3 protein-coding genes are annotated in these 1,069 nt (G+C 74.4%); 1 reads left to right on the forward strand and 2 read right to left on the reverse strand.

Annotated elements, in window-relative coordinates:
- Both QH283_RS07985 and QH283_RS07990 read right to left on the reverse strand, forming a co-directional pair.
- Positions 1-159 (reverse strand): SDR family NAD(P)-dependent oxidoreductase (locus QH283_RS07985; RefSeq protein WP_280502379.1); only part of this gene is annotated, 159 nt, incomplete at its 3' end.
- A 33-nt stretch (positions 160-192) separates the two neighbouring features.
- On the reverse strand, positions 193-405 hold the full coding sequence (locus tag QH283_RS07990; protein WP_280502378.1) for a hypothetical protein: 213 nt from the start codon (positions 403-405) through the stop codon (positions 193-195).
- 167 nt (positions 406-572) lie between these two features.
- Between QH283_RS07990 and QH283_RS07995 the strand changes: the two genes are divergently transcribed.
- Complete coding sequence (locus QH283_RS07995) at positions 573-986, forward strand: YjbQ family protein (RefSeq protein ID WP_280502380.1); 414 nt, start codon at positions 573-575, stop codon at positions 984-986.
- Positions 987-1,069 lie beyond the last annotated feature (83 nt).

The raw sequence follows: 1,069 nt of genomic DNA on the forward strand, positions 1-1,069 counted from the left end.
CCCCCCCCCCCCCGCGGCGGTCTCGGCCAGTCCGGCGGCGTCGACATCGCACAGCGCGAGCTTCGCGCCGCGCCGGGCGAGTTCGACGGCGAGTTCGCGGCCCATGCCGGACGCGGCGCCGGTGACGACGGCGACGTGCCCCCGGTAGTCCTCTGACATTGTGGTTCCCCCTGGTGGGTGGTGTGGACGGTGTCAGGCCGCCGTGGTGGCGACCGAGAGTTCCAGTGGCACGCCCGCGGCGGCCGGGCCGACGAGCGGGACGCCCGCGCGCGGCACCGGCGGGGTGACGGGGACGTGGCGCAGCACCGGGCGGCCCCGTTCGCGCACCGGACGGGTGGCGAGCGCCGATCGCCGGCTCGGCCCGCCTGTGGCCGGATGGCGGCCGGGGTCGGGGGTGAGCGTCATCGCTTCGCCTCTCCGGCGTGCGCCCCGCCCCGGCGCGCACGCCGCGGCGAGTCCGAGGCGGACTACATGTGAATCAGATGATTCCTGTTATGGCGGGTGCTGTCAATACCTCCGGCGCGCCGCCCGCCGCCTTGCCCGCACGGCCGGGCGCGACGAGCATGGTGGCCATGAAGAGCGTCGTGATCGACGTGCACACCGGCCGGTCCGAGGTGGTGCGCGACCTGACCCCCGAATGCGCGGACTGGGTGGCCGGAATCGGCGGCGACGGCCTGCTGCACGTGTTCGTCCCGCATGCCACCGCGGGCGTCGCGGTGATGGAACTCGGCGCCCGCAGCGACGACGACCTGCTCGCCGCGCTACGCGAGCTGCTGCCCGCCGACGACCGCTGGCGGCACGCGCACGGCTCACGCGGTCACGGCCGCTCGCACGTCATGCCCGCGTTGATCGCGCCCTACGCGACGGTGCCGGTGCTCGACGGCCGTCTGATGCTCGGCACCTGGCAGTCCATCGCGCTGGTCGACCTCAATGTGGACAACCCGGACCGCCAGGTGCGACTGTCGTTCCTGCGCGACCCCTCCTGATCTCGGGCGCGGGCGGCGCTTCCGGGCGAACCACCGCGCCGCGGCCCACCCCGGTCGCAGAACAGTGATTACCCCGTTATTGG

The organism is Nocardia farcinica (genome assembly GCF_029867845.1).
Taxonomy (GTDB): Bacteria; Actinomycetota; Actinomycetes; order Mycobacteriales; family Mycobacteriaceae; genus Nocardia; species Nocardia farcinica_A.

Bases quoted from the DNA above. Each gene is read 5' to 3' on its own strand.
- QH283_RS07990 (WP_280502378.1), bottom strand. From the start codon at position 405: ATGACGCTCACCCCCGACCCCGGCCGCCATCCGGCCACAGGCGGGCCG.
- QH283_RS07995 (WP_280502380.1), top strand. From the start codon at position 573: ATGAAGAGCGTCGTGATCGACGTGCACACCGGCCGGTCCGAGGTGGTG.